Source organism: Micropruina sp., assembly GCF_047602385.1.
Classification (GTDB): Bacteria; Actinomycetota; Actinomycetes; order Propionibacteriales; family Propionibacteriaceae; genus Micropruina.
In genome coordinates this window covers 729,982-745,038 of the sequence record NZ_JASGHL010000001.1, presented here as the reverse complement: position 1 = coordinate 745,038, position 15,057 = coordinate 729,982, and the positions used below count along the sequence as shown (strand labels likewise).

Annotated in this window: 14 protein-coding genes; 6 read left to right on the top strand and 8 right to left on the bottom strand. The window is 69.9% G+C overall.

Annotated elements, in window-relative coordinates; translation table 11 throughout:
• Nucleotides 1-29: 29 nt before the first annotated feature.
• Together QM711_RS03455 and QM711_RS03450 are read left to right on the top strand one after the other, a co-directional pair.
• Nucleotides 30-275: a type II toxin-antitoxin system Phd/YefM family antitoxin gene (locus QM711_RS03455; RefSeq protein ID WP_415096310.1), complete on the top strand. Its 246-nt coding sequence runs from the start codon at nt 30-32 to the stop codon at nt 273-275.
• Entirely contained in the window at nt 272-655 is a 384-nt protein-coding gene (locus QM711_RS03450; protein WP_415096309.1) for a type II toxin-antitoxin system VapC family toxin, read from the top strand. The genes QM711_RS03455 and QM711_RS03450 overlap by 4 nt, the downstream gene beginning before the upstream one ends.
• Here QM711_RS03450 and QM711_RS03445 read toward each other — a convergent pair.
• The 3 genes from QM711_RS03445 to rocF are packed head-to-tail and all read right to left on the bottom strand — an operon-like array spanning nt 621 to nt 3,819.
• On the bottom strand, nt 621-1,985 hold the full coding sequence (locus QM711_RS03445) for a lyase family protein (RefSeq protein ID WP_415096308.1): 1,365 nt from the start codon (nt 1,983-1,985) through the stop codon (nt 621-623). The genes QM711_RS03450 and QM711_RS03445 overlap by 35 nt on opposite strands.
• Before the next feature lie 33 nt (nt 1,986-2,018).
• Nucleotides 2,019-2,909 carry a 3-methyladenine DNA glycosylase gene (locus QM711_RS03440; protein WP_415096307.1) on the bottom strand — a complete coding sequence of 297 codons (891 nt, stop codon included), beginning with the start codon at nt 2,907-2,909 and terminating at the stop codon, nt 2,019-2,021.
• Nucleotides 2,890-3,819 carry an arginase gene (gene rocF, locus QM711_RS03435; RefSeq protein ID WP_415096306.1) on the bottom strand — a complete coding sequence of 310 codons (930 nt, stop codon included), beginning with the start codon at nt 3,817-3,819 and terminating at the stop codon, nt 2,890-2,892. The genes QM711_RS03440 and rocF overlap by 20 nt, the downstream gene beginning before the upstream one ends.
• A 137-nt stretch (nt 3,820-3,956) precedes the next feature.
• On the opposite strand from rocF, the gene QM711_RS03430 reads away from it, so the two are divergent.
• The 4 genes from QM711_RS03430 to QM711_RS03415 all read left to right on the top strand — a co-directional run bounded on the left by QM711_RS03430 (nt 3,957) and on the right by QM711_RS03415 (nt 8,309).
• Nucleotides 3,957-4,481 (top strand): DUF1697 domain-containing protein, encoded by a 525-nt coding sequence (locus QM711_RS03430; protein ID WP_415096305.1) that lies wholly within the window; start codon nt 3,957-3,959, stop codon nt 4,479-4,481.
• Between the two features lie 34 nt (nt 4,482-4,515).
• Complete coding sequence (locus QM711_RS03425) at nt 4,516-5,499, top strand: squalene cyclase (protein WP_415096304.1); 984 nt, start codon at nt 4,516-4,518, stop codon at nt 5,497-5,499.
• The gene (locus tag QM711_RS03420; RefSeq protein WP_415096303.1) at nt 5,496-6,623 is read left to right on the top strand and encodes a trans-sulfuration enzyme family protein; all 1,128 of its coding nucleotides are present in this window, start codon (nt 5,496-5,498) and stop codon (nt 6,621-6,623) included. Before QM711_RS03425 ends, QM711_RS03420 begins: the two co-directional genes overlap by 4 nt.
• A 114-nt stretch (nt 6,624-6,737) precedes the next feature.
• On the top strand, nt 6,738-8,309 hold the full coding sequence (locus QM711_RS03415; RefSeq protein WP_415096302.1) for a hypothetical protein: 1,572 nt from the start codon (nt 6,738-6,740) through the stop codon (nt 8,307-8,309).
• An 87-nt stretch (nt 8,310-8,396) separates the two neighbouring features.
• Here the strand turns inward: QM711_RS03415 and QM711_RS03410 are convergent, their stop codons facing one another.
• The 5 genes from QM711_RS03410 to QM711_RS03390 are packed head-to-tail and all read right to left on the bottom strand — an operon-like array spanning nt 8,397 to nt 15,056.
• Complete coding sequence (locus QM711_RS03410; RefSeq protein WP_415096301.1) at nt 8,397-9,764, bottom strand: NAD-dependent succinate-semialdehyde dehydrogenase; 1,368 nt, start codon at nt 9,762-9,764, stop codon at nt 8,397-8,399.
• Nucleotides 9,765-9,785: 21 nt separating this feature from the next.
• Nucleotides 9,786-11,249, bottom strand: coding sequence for an NAD-dependent succinate-semialdehyde dehydrogenase (locus QM711_RS03405; RefSeq protein ID WP_415096300.1), 1,464 nt, complete (start codon nt 11,247-11,249; stop codon nt 9,786-9,788).
• A complete protein-coding gene (locus QM711_RS03400; protein ID WP_415096299.1) occupies nt 11,246-12,790 on the bottom strand; it encodes an APC family permease in 1,545 nt (514 codons plus the stop codon). The genes QM711_RS03405 and QM711_RS03400 overlap by 4 nt, the downstream gene beginning before the upstream one ends.
• The gene (locus tag QM711_RS03395) at nt 12,787-13,674 is read right to left on the bottom strand and encodes a universal stress protein (protein WP_415096298.1); all 888 of its coding nucleotides are present in this window, start codon (nt 13,672-13,674) and stop codon (nt 12,787-12,789) included. The genes QM711_RS03400 and QM711_RS03395 overlap by 4 nt, the downstream gene beginning before the upstream one ends.
• The gene (locus tag QM711_RS03390) at nt 13,671-15,056 is read right to left on the bottom strand and encodes a flavin monoamine oxidase family protein (RefSeq protein ID WP_415096884.1); all 1,386 of its coding nucleotides are present in this window, start codon (nt 15,054-15,056) and stop codon (nt 13,671-13,673) included. Before QM711_RS03390 ends, QM711_RS03395 begins: the two co-directional genes overlap by 4 nt.
• Between the last annotated feature and the right edge of the window lies 1 nt (nt 15,057).

Genomic DNA, 15,057 nt, shown 5'->3' with positions numbered 1-15,057 from the left:
GGTCTGGTTGAGCCAGGTACGCTGGCGCGATGGCGACCGTCAACATCCAGGAAGCGAAGACGCACCTCTCGCGTCTGGTCGAACGTGCCCAGGCGGGTGAACGCATCACCATCGCCAGGGCGGGACGGCCGCTGGTGGAGTTGGTGGCGATCCGGCGTTCCGACATCGTGTTCGGCGGCGGCAGCGGACAGGTGGTCATCGATGACGCGGCCTTCGAGGCGTCAGATGCCGAGGTACGGGCGCTATGGAGTGGAGACCTGGAGGTCGACGGGTGATCCTGCTCGACACCCAGGTGGCACTGTGGCTGCTGTTCGCGCCGGAGCGGATCGGCGACCGCGCCAGACAGGCGATCTCGGACGCCGATACGGTTGGGTTCTCGGCGGTCTCGATCGCCGAGATCACGATCAAGAAGATGCTGGGCCGCCTGGATGTGCCCGACGACGTCGCCCGACAACTGGAGCGATCCGGACTGACCCTGATCGCTTTGGACGCCGACCACGCGGCCGCGGTCGCCGGGTTTCCCGAGCTGCTTCGGCATGATCCGTTCGACCGGTTGCTGCTTGCCCAGGCGTCGGTCGAACGCGCCTCGCTGATCACTGCCGACCGGGTCCTGCTGAGCCTCAACCTGCCGCAGGTGATGGACGCCCGCCGCTAGCCTCGGGGACCCGGGCGGCGGTCTGCCGGGCCAACTCGGCGCTCAGCCCGACATGCCGGGCCGGGTCGAGCAGCGCCTGAATCTCGGCATCGCTGAGCGTCGCCGCCACCGCAGGTTCCCGGGCCAGGACGGCGGCGAAGTCGTCGCCGTTGAGCGCCGACTCCCGGGCGGCGTGGTGGACGACGGCGTGCGCTCGTTGCCGTCCGAGCACCTCGGCCAGCCGCATCATCACCGCCTCAGCGCTGATCAGGCCACCGGTCAGGTCGAGATTCGCCCGCATCCGCTCGGGGTGGATCTCGAGTCCGGCGAGCAGTCGCTCCAGCCGGTCCAGGATGTCGTCCAGCAGGGTGGCGGAGCCTTCGATCGCACGGTCCATCATGGCCGACCGGGCGCCGTCGACCTCGTGGGCCTGCACGGTCGCCTCCAGTGCCAGCGGCACCAACGCCCGAGCCTGCGCCGCCGCGGTGACGATGCCCATCGACAGCTTCGCGTTGCGCTTCTGCGGCATCGTCGAACTGCCCACATCGGTGGCCGCCAGCGACTCGGAGACCTCGCCGAACTCGGACGCCATCAGCCGGATCACCTCCTCGGCGATGGATTGCGCGGTGGCAGCCACCATGCCCAGCAGGCACACCCACTCCGCGAGATGGTCGACCATCGCCCGCGACGGAATGGGCATCGGCGCCAGACCCAACTGCTCGGCGAACCGCTGCTGGACGTCCGGGCCGGCCGTACCGAAGGTGGCGAAGGTACCGGCCGCGCCGCCCAGCATCGCCACGAACAGCCGCGGCTCGGCCTGTTGCAGTCGCGCCAGGTGCCGTCCGATCAGGTCGGCCCAGACCGCAGCCTTGTAGCCGAAGGTGATCGGGACGGCGTGCTGACCGTGGGTCCGGCCGGCCATCAGGGTCTCCGCGTGGGTATCGGCGAGGTCAGCGAGGGCAACGAGCACCCGGCGCAGCCGATTCACCAGGATGCGGTGCGCGCGGGCGACGCCGACCGTGTCGCCGGACTGTTGAATGTTCTGCGTGGTGGCACCCCAGTGCACCCAGCCACCGTGCTCGGCCCCGACGGCTTCGGCGAGCGCGTTGACCAGCGGCACCATCACATGTCCAGCCGCCGCTTCGGCGGCGAGCAGGGCGTCGTAGTCGAGTAGGTCCAGGCGGGCGACGGACATGATGGCCTCCGCGGCCGCCCCAGGGACCAGCCCGGCGTCTGCTTCCGCCCGGGCGAGCGCTGCCTCGACGTCCAGCCAGCGTTGGCGCTTGGCCCGCGGAGTGAACAGTTCGGCGACCGTGCAATGCAACTTCGAATCATCCAGCGCCGTTCCCACGGGGTTAATCATCCGGTCGAATGATCTCGCCGGTCAACTGGACGTGGCCGGTTCGAGCACCGCGTCGCAGACCGTGATCAACCGCCGGCGCAGCGCATTGGCCCGGTCGCCGAAATCCCGCTGCGCCTGGATGTATTCGGACTTGCCGGCGGCGGTTTCGATGGCGACCGGCGGGTATCCCCAGCCGGTCAGGTCGTAGGGCGAGGCGCGCATGTCGAGCACGCGGATCTCCCGCGCGAGCGCGAAGCAGTCGGCGATCAGGTCGGCCGAGGTGAACGGCGCCAGCTTGTGCGCCCACTTGTAGACGTCCATCTGGGCGTGCAGGCAGCCGGGTTGCTCGTTGTCGACCCGGTCGGCCAGGGTGGGCCGGCGGGTGTTCAGTTCCACCGCCGCGGGGGTGAAGAAGCGGTAGGCGTCGTAGTGGGTGCAGGTGATCCGGTGGCTCTCGACGACGGCGTCGGTGCCGTCCGGGCCGAGCCGCAGCGGCAGCTGGGTGTGCCGCAGCTGGTCCGGACGGCTGCAGTAGACCATCGCCCACTCGTGCAGCCCGAAACAGCCCAGTCGCGCCGGACGGCTCTCGGTGGCGGCCAGCAGGCCGCGGATCCAGCGCAGCTGCTCGGCGCGGCGTCCGGCCAGCGCGGGATCGACGAAGGCACGGTCGCCGTCCACCCAGAAACCACGGACGGCGGTGAACCCGGCCACGTCGCCGCGCAGCACGACCCCCCAGCCCGGATGCCAGCTCCGCAATGCTTTGGGGGAGTACGAGTAGTACTCCCAGAGGAAGTCCTCGACCGGGTGTCGCTGGTTGCGCGATCGACGCTCGAGGTGCGGATCGGTCCAGGCGCGCACCCTGGCCGCGTGGCGCTCAGCGAGCGGGCGCCACGCGGATTCGGCGAGCTCGGCCTCAGTCGATGGCGCTCGCATGCAGCCTCAGCAGGGTGCTCTTGCCGAACAGGGATTCGACCAGGTCGACGGCCAGCTCGGCGGTCGCGTTGCGGACGTCGAGCGCCGGGTTCACCTCGACCAGGTCGATGGAGGCCAGCTGGCCGGTGTCGGCCAGCATCTCCATGCACAGCGACACCTCGCGGTAGGTGGGGCCGCCGACCACCGGCGTACCGACCCCGGGGGCGATCGCCGGATCGACGAAGTCCAGGTCGAGGGACAGATGCACGTGAGTATTGTCGTCCACCCCGTCCAGTGCGCGCTGCATGGTCGCCCGCATGCCGATCTCGTCCAGGTAGCGCATGTCGAACACCTCGATGCCCTGCTCGCGGAGGAACCGCTTCTCGCCCGGGTCGACGCTGCGCAGGCCGATCTGCCGGATCTCGTCCGGCGCCATCGCCGGGAAGTGCTCGCCGATCCGGGTCAACTGGTCGGGGCCGTGCCCGGTCAGGCAGGCGACGGGCATCCCGTGGATGTTGCCCGAAGGGGTCAGTTCGGCGGTGTTGAAGTCGGCGTGGGCGTCCACCCAGATCACCCGGAGCTTCCTGCCCACCCGCCGGCAGTGATCGGCGACGGCGGCGATCGAGCCGATGCCCAGACAGTGGTCGCCGCCCAGCACGATCGGCGTCCGGCCGTCGGCGAGTTCGGTGGTCATCGCGTCGTACAGCGCCCGGTTCCACTCGACCACCTCGGGCAGATGGCGGTAGCCGTCGACCGGCGCCTGCTGCGGATTGTCCGGGCCAGTCAGATCGCCGACATCACGGACGTCGCAGCCGAACGCCTCCAATGCCTGCGCGATACCCGCCACCCTGAGTCCCTGCGGACCCATCCGGCCGCCGATGGTGGACGCGCCGATGTCCGTGGGTACGCCGATCAGGCTGACTCTGCGCATATTTCGTTCCTTTCGCCGATTTCTACGGCAAGAATGCTGGCATGAGGGCAGGTATGCGGCAAGTGTTCCGTTGAGGGATGGGCGCCTGTGAGAGTGGGCCCCGTGCGCGACGCGCCGTTCTCGCCCATGATGGGGCGATGGCGACGAAGCGTTGGGCGGGACTGCTGCGGGCGGTCAACGTCGGGGGCCGCAAGCTGGCGATGGCCGATCTGCGCCGGGTCGCGGACGAGGCCGGGTTCACCGAAGTGAAGACACTGCTGGCGTCCGGCAACGTGGTGTTCAGCGCATCCGGCGCTCAGGCGGCGGTCCGGGAACAGCTGGAGAAGGCGATCAAGGAGCACGCCGGCTTCGCCGTCGAGGTGCTGCTGCGGTCCAAGTCCCAGCTGCAGACACTGCTCGACGACAACCCGTTCGCCGACGGCAAGGGCTCGCAGGTCCTGATCTGCTTCCTGGACGCCGCCGCACCGGCCGGGCTCGCTGAGCGGCTCGAGAAGGTGGCGGTTCATGAGCGCATCCAGATCGCCGGGACCGAGGTCTGGCTGGACTGCGTGGACGGCATCGGCACGTCCAAGCTGGCGGCGAGGCTGCCCAGCCTGGTCAAGCCGCGGATCGTGACCGCCCGGAACGTCAACACGGTGACCAAGCTCGTCGATCTGCTCTGAGGCTCGCCGAGCGACCGGGCACTAGAGTGCCGCCATGTCCGATCCGATCAACCCGATCGACTGGCTCCTGGCCACTGATCCGGCCCTGCGCTGGCAGGTGGAACGCGACCTCGCCGGCGCCGACGAAACAGTGTGGAAAGCGACCCGGGCCCGAGTCACCACCCAGGGCTTGGGAGCGCGCCTGCTCGCACTCCAGGACGCCGACGGACAGTGGGCGGGCGGGGCATACTTTCCGGCGTCCGGTCACCCCACGGCGTGGCGCGAGGGCCAGCAGGGTCAGCCCTGGACGGCGACCACCTGGACGCTGAAGATGCTCCGCGAGTGGGGTGTGGACGCGTCCGTGCTGGCCGGGACCGCGGAGAAGCTGGCCCGGAACTCGCGTTGGGAGTACGACGACCTGCCGTACTGGGGCGGCGAGGTGGACTGCTGCATCAACGGCTACACGCTGGCCACCGGCACCTGGCTGGGTGCCGACGTGACCGGCCTGCTCGCCTGGTTCGCCGAGCATCAGCTGAGCGACGGCGGCTGGAACTGCGAGTGGGAGAACGGCTCGGTCCGTTCGTCGGTGCACTCGACGCTGCATGTTCTGGAGGCGCTGCGTTACCGGCAGGCACACTTCGGCGACGACGAGGGGCTCGCGGCGCTGCGGCGTCCGGCCGAGGAGTACCTGCTCAGCCGCCGGTTGCTGTACCGCCTCTCCACCGGCGAGCCGATCGGCGACTGGGTGGGCTCATTCGGCTACCCGTTCCGGTGGAAGTACACCGCGCTGAGCGCCCTGGACCACTTCCGGCGCGCCGCCGCCCTGGACGGCACCGGTCCTGATCCGCGGCTGGCCGAGGCGGTCGGACTGGTACGTTCCAAGCGGCAACCGGACGGCAGCTGGCGCCAGGACGTCCACCACCGCGGGCAGGAGTGGTTCGCAGTGGATGTCCCGGTGGGGGAGCCGTCACCGTGGCTGACCCTGTACGCCACCCGCGTGCTGCGCTGGTGGGACGCCGAGGAGAGGACGACAGCATGAGCGGCGATTGGTCTGCGGATACCTGGGCGGTGATCGCCGGACGCCCGGCGCACCAGACCGGGGCACCGGTCAGCCCACCGATCGAGTTGACCTCGACCTACCTGTCCAGCGGACCGCTCGGCGCCACCGATATCGGCGTCTACGGCCGCAGCAACAACGCGACCTGGCGCGCGCTGGAGGACGCGATCGGCGTCCTCGAGCACGGCACGGCGCTGTGCTTCGCCTCCGGGATGGCGGCCGGCGCGGCGCTGTTCGACCTGATCGAACCAGGTGGCCGGCTGGTGATGGCGGACAGCGCCTACAACACCATGCTGGCGCTGGCCCGGCAGCTGGCCGCCGCCGGCCGGATCTCGCTCAGCACCGTCGACATCGCCGACACCGACGCCGTGCTGGCCGCCCTGCCCGGCGCCGATTGGCTGATCCTGGAGTCGCCGACCAATCCGCTGCTGCAGGTCGCCGACCTGGTCACCCTCGCCGAGGGTGCCGCGGCGTCCGGCGTCCGGATCGGCGTCGACAACACCTTCGCCACCCCGCTGCTGCAGAATCCGCTCGATCTGGGCGCCTCGGTGGTGCTGCATTCGGCGACCAAGTACCTCTCCGGTCACTCCGACGTCGTTGCCGGGGCGCTGGTGACCCGCGACGAGGAGTTGCTGAACCGGCTGCAGTCGTATCGCACCATGCAGGGGTCGATTCTCGGCCCGATGGAGGCCTGGCTGGTGTTGCGGGGCCTGCGGACGCTGTCGGTCCGGCTAGAGCGCCAGCAGGCCACCGCCGGGGTGCTCGCCGAGCGGCTGAACGCGCATCCGGCGATTGACCGGGTGCGCTATCCGGGGCTGGTCGACGACCCCGGTCACGACCTGGCCCGCCGGCAGATGCGCGGCTTCGGCGCCATGCTCGCACTGGAGCCGGTCGGGGGGATCGACGCCGCCGAGCGCCTGGTGCACGGAGTGCAGCTGTGGGTGCCGGCGACCAGCCTGGGCGGGGTGGAGTCGCTGCTGGAGCGGCGGCGGCGGATCGCGTCCGAGCCGGAGACCGTGCCGGACTCGCTGGTCCGGCTGTCGGTCGGACTTGAGGACGTCGAGGACCTCTGGGCGGATCTGGACCAGGCGCTGGCGCAGGTGTGAGTGATGCTCGGAAGCGATTGGCGTGACATGTCGAATCGCTTGGGTGCGGCCATATTCGCGGGTCGTGGCGCTGCGTCGTCCGGGATGGACGATGGTCGCCCGCCGGCGACTCTCGTGGGTCACACGGTTGAGCGTGAGCTGAACGCGCGGGACGGAGTCATCGAGCTGGCCGAGGACTGGGAGGCGGCTTTCCGCGACGACTGGGGAGAGAATCGCGGACCCGTCCGGGTCCAGCGTGGCCGGGTGGGCCTGGTCTGCACCGGAGATGATCACCCGCCCGAGGTGGAGCTGAGGGCATACGACGCCCCGCCGGCGCCGGTCGATCGCGGGCCCAGCGCGCCGATGGAGACCCTGGGCAGCTGGCGGACGACCTTCCGGCGACGCACTGTCGAGGTGTGGGGCGGTGACCTGGAAAGCGGGGACGCCGAACTGTTGCGGCTCCCGCATTCGAGGGGATGCCAGTACGTGCTGCGGGTCTCGGTCGACCGCCGGGAGGGTGGCGAGCGCTTTCTGGTCGAGTTCTGGCCCGACCCGTTCGCGGCGCGGCTGCCCAGCAGCTGGGCGTTGTCCTTCGAGGAGCCGGTAAGGCCGCCTGGGTACCGCGAGTTGTGGTCGAGCGACGAAGCGGACGAGCCGGCCGGACTCTACGGTCGGGTCGTCGAAGAGCGGATCGGCGCCGGCTACGGACCGATCGAGATAGCCGGTGTCCGGGCGGCCCTGCGCGACGCCTGGGGACGCGACCGCGGCCGGGTCCGGGTTCAGCCGGGACGGATCGGACTGGTATCGGCCGCCCACGATCATCGGCCGGAAATCCAGCTGAGCGCCTACACGTCCGAACCGCCGCCATCGGAGCCGACAGCCGAAGGGACAACCGTGCCGCTCGGCACCTGGCCGGTGCGCTTCAAGCGTCGCACGCTCGAATTCTGGAGCGACGCGGTCTATCAGGCCCGAGGACCGCGACTGCGGCTGCCCAAGACACCGGACGGCAGGTACTGGCTGCGGGTCGTGGCCAGCTATCCGGACCTGGGTGGCGCCACCCTGGCGGAGCGGCTTCGCGAACACCGCCAGGTCGGTGAGCCGCTCACCGGATGGGAGCGGTTCATCGTCGATCTCTGGCCGGCGTCCGTACCGAGTGGCTCCCGGCGGGGCGGTGGCGGTTCGGCGCGGGTTCGGCCCGATGCTCCGTCCGCTGATTCGGTCAGCCCGGTCGCCCGGCTCATCGAACGCAAGGTGGACGCCAGCTATCGGACCATCGTGATCGCCACCGACGACGCAAGCTACGCCGACGAAGAGCCCGAGCAGTACGGCCCGGTGCGCATTCAGCTCGGCCGGATCGATCTCGAGTCGGCGGCGGACCTGCATGCGCCCGAGGTTCAGGTCAGCGCCTATCTCGCGGAACCGCCCCCGGTGGAGAGTCCCGGCGAGGTCCTGATGGAGACCTTGGGCGTCTGGCCGATCACCCTCGACGACCGAGACCTGCGGGTATGGAGCATCGACGGCCTGCCCGGGAAGAAGACGGTGACGCTGCCCGAGGCGGCCGGCGGGCGCTACCTGGTGCGGGTAGCCGTCGGCTACCGGAGCACCCGCGGACTGTCCCTGGACGACTACGCCACCGAGCATTACGACCGCACCGGCAAGGTCGTGCGCGGCATCGAGGTATTCGTCGTCGACCTCTGGCCAGCCTGACCACCGCCGACCAAAAGGGCCCTCCCTAACTATCTCTGCCCTCCCACAGGTGGGAGGGCAGAGATAGTTAGGGAGGGGTTCTTGGGGTCAGGCGCCGACCCGGATCAGCTTCTTGTTGACGAACTCGTCGGCGGCCAGCAGGCCCAGCTCGCGTCCGGTGCCGCTGCGCTTGACACCGCCGAACGGCAGCGCCGGCTCGTCAGCCAGCACCAGGTTCACGTACACCATGCCGGCTTCGATCTTGTTCGCGACCCGCTCGGCCTGTTCGGCGTCGGTGGTGAACACGTACGAGCCGAGGCCGAACGGGGTGGCGTTGGCGACCTGGACGGCCTCGTCCTCGTCGGCGACCCGGTAGACCACGCCGACCGGGCCGAAGAACTCCTCGCGGTAGGCGTCCATCTCGGGGGTGACGCCGGTCAGCACCGTCGCCGGGAAGAACGCGCCGTCCCGGTCGCCGCCGACCACCCGGGTTGCGCCCTGGGCGAGAGCGGCGTCCACCTGCTTCTCCAGCCGTTCGGCGGCGGCCAACGAGGACAGCGGGCCGAGCACGGTGTCCTCGGCGAACGGGTCGCCAAGCGTCGCTGCCGCCATCCCGGCGGCGAACTTCTCCAGGAACGCGTCGTAGAGGCCGTCCACCACGATGAACCGCTTCGCCGCGTTGCAGGACTGGCCGGTGTTGTCCAGCCGGGCGTCGACGGCGGCCTGCGCGGTGGCGTCCAGGTCGTCGGTGCTGAGCAGGATGAACGGGTCGGAGCCGCCGAGTTCGAGGGCGACCTTCTTCAGGTTGCGGCCGGCGACCTCGGCGACCGCCGCGCCGGCCCGCTCCGAGCCGGTGACCGACACGCCTTGGACCCGCGGGTCGGCGATGACGGCGGCGGCCTGGTCGTTGGTCAGCCGCAGGTCGGCGTAGGCGCCGTCCGGGAAGCCCGCGTCGGCGTAGATGGACGCGATCGCGGCCGCCGACTCGGGGCACTGCGGGGCGTGCTTGAGCAGGATGGTGTTGCCGACCGCCAGGTTCGGCGCCGCGAACCGGGCCACCTGGTAGTAGGGGAAGTTCCACGGCATGATGCCGAGCAGCACGCCCAGCGGCGAGCGGCGGATCAGCGCGGTGCCGTCGCCGTCGATCGACAGCGGCTGATCGGCGGTGAAGTCGTCGACGTGGTCGGCGTTGTACTCGGTGATGTCGGCGGCGAAATCGACCTCGCCGAGCGCCGCCTCCAACGGCTTGCCCATCTCCCGGACGATGATCGCGGCCAGCTCGTCGCGGCGCTCGCGGTGCAGCCGGGCCACCGCCCGCAACGCCTCGGCCCGCTCGGCGGGGGTGGAGTTGCGTCCCCAGTCGCGGTAGGCGGCGTCCGCGGCGGCGAGGGCGGCTTCGACCTCGGCGTCGGTCGAGCCTGGATAACGGGCCAGGGTCTCCCCGGTGGCCGGGTTGACGACGGTGTAGTCGCTCATGGAACGTCCCTTCGTTCCCGCTCAGTCGGCGGGGATCAGCGTGTACTTGGTGGACAGGTATTCGTGGATGCCTTCGAGGCCGCCCTCGCGGCCGATGCCGGACTGCTTGACCCCGCCGAACGGGGCCGCCGCGTTGGAGACCACCCCGACGTTGAGGCCCAGCATGCCGGTCTCCAACCGGTCGATCAGCCGGTGGCCGCGGGCCAGGTCGCGGGTGAAGGCGTAGGACACCAGGCCGAAGTCGGTGTCGTTGGCCAGCCGGACGGCCTCGTCCTCGTCGGCGAAGGTGGCGATCGCCAGCACCGGCCCGAAGATCTCCTCGCGCAGGATCGCGCTGCCGTCTTGGACGCCGGCGACCACCGTCGGCTCGAAGAAGGTGCCGGGGCCGTCCACGGCGGTGCCTCCGGTGAGCAATGTGGCGCCCCGGTTGACGGCGTCCTGAACCAGTTCGTCGGCCTTCGCGACCGCCCGGTCGTCGATCAGCGGTCCGATCTGGACGCCGTCCTCGGTACCGCGGCCGACCTTCAGCTCGGCGACCCGGGCGGTGATCCGGCGGGCGAACTCGTCCGCGACCGACTCGTGCACCAAGAACCGGTTGGCGGCCGTGCAGGCCTGGCCGATGTTGCGGAATTTGGCCAGCATCGCACCCTCGACCGCCTTGTCGAGGTCGGCGTCCTCGAAGACCAGGAACGGCGCATTGCCACCCAACTCCATCGACACCCGCAGGACGCGGTCCGCGGCCTGGGCGAGCAGGCGGCGTCCGACCTCGGTGGAGCCGGTGAACGACAGCTTCCGCAGCCGCGGGTCGGTGATCAGCGGACCGGAGGTGTCCGACGACCGGCTGGTGGTGTAGACGTTCACCACCCCGGCGGGAAGCCCCGCCTCGACCAGCAGCTTCGCGAAGTAGAGCGTGGTCAGCGGGGTCAGTTCGGCCGGCTTGATCACCACGGTGCAGCCGGCCGCCAGCGCGGGCGCGATCTTGCGGGTGGCCATCGCCAGCGGGAAGTTCCACGGGGTGACGAACAGGCACGGCCCGACCGGGCGCTGCGAGACGATCATCCGTCCGGTGCCTTCGGGGTTCAGTCCGTAGCGGCCGGAGATCCGCACCGCCTCTTCGCTGAACCAGCGCAGGAACTCGCCGCCGTAGGTCACCTCGCCGCGGGCCTCGGCCAGCGGCTTGCCCATCTCCAGGGTCATCAGCAGGGCCAGGTCGTCGGCGTGCTCGCGGACCAGGTCGAACGCTCCGCGCAGAATGTCGCTGCGCCGGCGCGGCGCGGTGGCCGCCCAGGACTCCTGCGCGGCGACGGCGGCGTCCAAGGCCCGCAGCGCGTCGCCGGGCGAGGCGTCGGCGATCCCGATCAGCACCTGGCCGGTGGCCGGGTCGCGCACCGGCAACGTCCGGCCGCCCTCGGCATCGACCCATTCGCCACCGATGAACAACCCGGTCGGCACTTGGGCGAGCAGTTCGGTCTCGTTGTTGGTCATCGACGTACCTTTCGCAGGCTCTCGGGGGCGTCCATCGACAGGGTCTGGCCGCGGAAGAACGCCGGACGCTTGATCGACTGCCAGATCATCACGACCACCCCCACCAGGATCACCGCCACGCCGAGGATGAAGACCAGGCCGATGCCGCCGACGTTCGATCCGCTGCCGTAGGCCGGATCCATCGAGTCCTTGAGCGTGGTGAAGAACAGCACCAGCAGGATCACCCCGCCGATCAGCGGGCAGAACAGGGTGAAGAAGAACAACCGGGCCGAGTCGAACCACTGCTTGCGGAAGTACCACACGCAGGCGAATGCGGTCAGCCCGTAGTAGAAGCAGATCATCATGCCCAGCGCGGTGATCGTGTCCCACAGCGCGTCCTCGCTGAGCACCCGCATCACCACGTAGAACCCCGAAGCGACGATCGACGAGGCGATGGTCGCGTAGCCGGGGGTGAAGAAGCGCGGGCTGACCGCGGCGAACTTCGGCGACAAGGCGCCGTAGTGGCCCATCGCGAGCAGCGTCCGGGCCGGCGACACGAAGGTCGACTGCAGCGAGGACGCCGAACTGGTCAGCACCGCCAGCGAGACCAGGAAGGCCAGCGGTCCCAGGATCGGCCCGGACAGGTGGAAGAACACGTTCTCCTGGATCTCGACGTTGCCCAGGCCGAGTTCGCCGTCGCCGACGCCGGAGTACATGATCATCGCCACCGCGAGCAGCAGGTAGAGGCTGACGATGGTGAACACGGTGACGGTGGCGGCACGTCCGGGCGTCTTCTCCGGGTCCTTGGTCTCCTCGTTCATGGTGAGGGTGACGTCCCAGCCCCAGAAGATGAAGATCGACAGCGACAAGCCGGCCGCGAAGGTGCTGAACGAACTCAGTTCGAACGGGTTGAACCAGGAGAACTGGAAGGCCGTGTAGTCGAAAGCGCCCCCGTTGACTGCCTGGACGATCGTGGTGATCGCGAAGAACAGCAGCACGATCATCTGGAAGCTGACCAGGAAGTACTGCAGCTTCTGGGTGGTCTGCATGTCGCGGTAGGAGATGGTGGTGGCGCCCAGCATGAACAGCAGGCAGACCACGATGTTGATCCAGGTGACACCGGCGAGGTCGGCGATGGATTCGTTTCCGGTCAGCTGCGAGATCAGCAGGAACAGGAACTCCACCGCGATGCCGGCCAGGTTCGACAGCACCAGGATCGTCGCCGCCACCAGGCCCCAGCCCGCCATCCAGCCGATCCACGGGCCGAAAGCCCGGGTGGCCCAGGTGAACGAGGTGCCCGAATCGGGCATCTCGCGGTTGAGTTCGCGGTAGCCGAAGGCGACCAGCAACATCGGCAGGAAACCGACCAGGATCACCGCCGGCACCTGCAGGCCGACCACGGACGCGGTGGGTCCGACCGCCGCGGTGAACGTGTAGGCCGGCGCGATGCACGAGATGCCGATCACGACGGCACCGATCAGTCCGACGCTGCCGGCACTGAGGCCCTTCTGGGAAAGTCCGTGGTCGGCGGAGTCGGGGGTGGTGGAAGTCTCGTTGGTCATGCGCCGGCTCCTTCGTGGTGGCGGTCACGGGGCACGACGACCACCGGGACGGGGACTTCGTGGAGCATCTTGGCGACGGTGGAGCCGAGGAACAGCCGGCGCGGCTGGGCCAGCCGGCCCGATCCCGCCAGCAGCATCTCGCCGGGCTGCCAGTCCAGGTCGGCGACCGCGGCTTCGATGCTGTCGCCGTCCGCGACGACCACCTCGGCGACCATGCCTTCGGGCAGCACGGTGTTGGTCGCGGCGAGCACCTCGCTCGCCTGCGTCGAGTGGGCCAGCCGGCTCGCGGCGGTGTCGGCCGAGGCCGGCAGGTCGACCGCCAGCAGCGACAGCAACCGGATCGGCACCCCGGTGGCGGACGCCAGCGCCGCCGCGTCCGCCGCCACCGTGTCGCCGGTCGGACGCGGGCTGACCGCGACGGTGAGCCGGGTGATCGGAGTGTCGGCGGCCAGCTTGCGGGCGCCGCGCGGCACCAGCACGACCGGAACATCGGAGGAGTAGACAAGCTCGGTGCTGGTCGTGCCCAGCCGGTGCCGGCCGCGCAGGCCGCCGCCCCCGGCACCGACCACGATGTGGCTCGCGCCGCGCTCATGGGCCAGTTCGATCAGTCCTTCGGCGAAGGAGTCGGCCGGACGGATCTGCGGCCGCGCGGTGACGCTGCCGGGGAGCTGGCCGATCGCCTCGGCGAGCCATTGCTCCGCCAGGGCGTGCAGGTGCCGCTCGTAGGCGGCGTCCGGGGGAGTGATGACGCTGCGGCCCTGGGCGGGCAGAACGACGGCGACCTCCAGCGAAGCCGAGGTGGCGGCGGCCAGCCGGGCGGCGAACGCGACGGCGTCCCGGCCTCGTTTGGTGGCGGTGTAGCCGACGACGATGGGTGGGTTCATGCGTGGTTCTCCTGAAGGATCTGCTGGGCGGCCAGGCGACCCATCCGGATGGCGCCGTCGACGTGCTGGTAGCCGGCCCCGGCCAGGTCGCTGCAGGCGAACCGGATCGGGCCGACCGGGCTGCGCAGCTCGGCGCCGTAGCGGTGCAGGCCGCCGAGGTCGAAGCTGGCGGCGTAGGCGCCGCGCGTCCACTCCTCGCTGCCCCAGTCGCTCTCGTAGTAGACGACCGGGTCGAGGGCTTGCGGCCCGTAGTAGTGCGAGAGCGATTCCAGGATGCGCTGCTTGCGCTCCTCGGCGCTCAGCCGGAACAGGTCGTCGGCGTTCCGGTCGGAGACGAAGCCGACCAGGGTGCCGCGCTCGTCGCCGTGGTTGGTGTTGTCGTAGGCCTCATGAGAGAGCTCATAGGGGCTGAACGCGGTGCCGGAGAGGCCTTGCTCACGCCAGAACGGACGTTCGTAGACGGCGTGCACCTTGATCACGAAACCCATCGAGAGGTGCTGGTGCATCTGGTGCTGCAGCCGCGGCAGCGGCGGCACGAACGAGATCCGCGGGTAGAGCACCGGTGCCAGCGCCAGGATCGCCCGCCGGGCATGCACGGTGATGCCCTCGGCGATCGCCGTCACTCCCGTGTCACCCCATTCCAGGGTGCGCACCGGCCGGCCCAGGAACACGTCATCGCCCAGCCGTTCGGCCAGCGCCAGCGGCACCCGCTGAAGCCCGCCGACGACCCGTTTGTCCAGGATGAAATCGGCATCGACCAGGTGCGAGTAGCTGCCCGCCGAGGCCGCCATCAGCAGGGACTGCAGCAGCGAGAAGGCGTGGGTGGGCTTGGTCAGCATGGCCGGGCCGGTCGCGAACGCGAGGTTCCGGACGGCTTCGTCGTCGTCGCTCTGCGCCCGCAGCCAGGCCTCCCAGGAGATCGAATCCCATTCGGCCGCTTGCGGATGTGCCCACGGCCGGTCGGGGTCGATCTCGGCGACCATCGCGTCCAGGCGTTCGGTGAGCTCGGCGATCACCCGTGCGGTGTCGGGACCCACCGGGAAGACGTCGCCGGTGAACCGGACCAGGGCGCCGTCCGGGCCGATGTAGATCGAATCGCCCTCGCGGTAGCGTGCGTAGGTCTCCAGACCCAGTTCGTCGATGGTTTCGATCAGGGCGTCCTGGTCGGGGGAGACCCACTGGCCACCGAGCTCGAGCATGGCGCCGTCGATGACGTCGGTCCACAGCCGGCCGCCGATCCGGTCGCGGGCTTCCAGCACGGCCACCGACGCTCCGGCCTTGGTCAGCTCGTTGGCCGCTGTCAGGCCGGCGACGCCGGCTCCGACGATGACGACGTCACGGGTGATCTCACTCAATTGCGCGGTTCTCCTTCTTCGTTGAATC